Annotated in this window: 2 protein-coding genes; both read left to right on the top strand. The window is 74.8% G+C overall.

The features are described from left to right. The first annotated feature begins 106 nt into the window (after positions 1-106). On the top strand, positions 107-439 hold the full coding sequence (locus ACQKIP_RS47415) for a BatC protein (protein WP_365853692.1): 333 nt from the start codon (positions 107-109) through the stop codon (positions 437-439). Continuing rightward, a partial coding sequence (locus ACQKIP_RS47410; protein WP_427745864.1) for a cupin domain-containing protein occupies positions 436-1,426 on the top strand: 991 nt, incomplete at its 3' end. The genes ACQKIP_RS47415 and ACQKIP_RS47410, both read left to right, overlap by 4 nt.

Below are 1,426 nucleotides of genomic sequence, written 5' to 3'. Positions count from 1 at the left end.
CCGTTCAGGTTGCCGACCGCAAACCCGTGAGCGAGCTTGGTGGAAGCGGGCGGCACGGGCACCGCAGGTGCCCCCGATCCCGGCCGTCCGATCCCCAGGAGGACAGATGACCGACCCTCAGCAGGACCCGAACCAGCAAGAAGGCCCCGCTGACGGAGGCGCGGCGGGCACGCCGGGAGTCCACGACGGCGGAGCCGACGGAGGCGCCGAAGGCCCCGCGGACGGCGGAGCTGCCGGCACGCCCGGCGTCCACGACGGCGGAGCCGACGGAGGGGCCGAAGGACCTGCGGACGGCGGCGCGGCGGGTACCCCGGGCGTCCACGACGGCGGAGCCGACGGAGGCGCCGAAGGACCCGCGGACGGCGGAGCTGCCGGCACACCGGGCGTCCACGACGGCGGAGCCGACGGAGGCGCCGACGGCTCGGGCAGCGGCGTTTGAGTGTCCCCCCGGCCCAGCTGCAGGATGCCGGCACGGCAGGTGCCGGCATCCTGCAGTCCCGGCTGACCGGCCTGAGCCGGCAGGACTTCGCCCGCGACGTGTGGGCGCGCACCGCGCTGCTCACCCGCGGTGCGAGCGATTTCGGCGACCTGTTCTCCGCCGCCGCAGCAGACGAACTGATCTCCCGGCGCGGGCTGCGCACGCCCTTCCTGCGCCTGGCCAAGGACGGCGCCACCCTTGCCGAGTCGTCCTTCACCGCGCCCGGCGGGGTCGGCGCCACCATCGCCGACCAGGTCGACGACACCGCCGTGTGGCGCGCGTTCGCCGACGGCGCCACCCTCGTCCTGCAGGCCCTGCACCGCACCTGGGAACCCGTCGCCGACTTCAGCACCCGCCTGAGCACCGAACTGGGACACCCGGTCCAGGCCAACGCCTACATCACCCCGCCGCAAAACCGCGGATTCGACGCCCACTACGACGTGCACGACGTGTTCGTCCTGCAGATCCACGGCTGCAAACGCTGGGTCATCCACGAACCCGTCCACCCCGACCCGCTGCGCAACGAGCCCTGGACCGACCACCGCGCCGCCGTCGCCAGCGCCGCCCGCGGCACACCGCGCATCGACACCGTCCTCGAGCCCGGCGACGTCCTCTATCTGCCGCGCGGCTGGCTGCACGCCGCCCGCGCCCAGGGCCAGGTCTCCATGCACCTGACGCTGGGCATCCACACCCACACCCGCTACACGCTGGCCGAACAGCTCACCCGCGCCGCCCTGGCCGTGCTGCGCGAGGACCCCCGCATGCGCCAGTCCCTGCCGATGGGCACCGACGGGCCTGCCGACGAGGACGAACTCGCCGCCGTCCGCGAACACCTCGTCGCCGCTCTCGCCCGCGCCGACAGCACCCCGCTGTTCGACCGCGCCCGCCGCAGCCAGGCCCGCCCCGCGCCCCTGGGACCACTGGCCCAGCACTGCGCACTGCACACCC

This window comes from Streptomyces sp. NPDC059900 (assembly GCF_050270335.1).
In the GTDB taxonomy this organism is placed as follows: domain Bacteria; phylum Actinomycetota; class Actinomycetes; order Streptomycetales; family Streptomycetaceae; genus Streptomyces.
The sequence above is the reverse complement of the archived record's forward strand: the minus strand, read 5'-3'. Positions and strand labels throughout refer to the sequence as shown.

Bases quoted from the DNA above. Each gene is read 5' to 3' on its own strand.
- ACQKIP_RS47415 (WP_365853692.1), top strand. From the start codon at position 107: ATGACCGACCCTCAGCAGGACCCGAACCAGCAAGAAGGCCCCGCTGAC.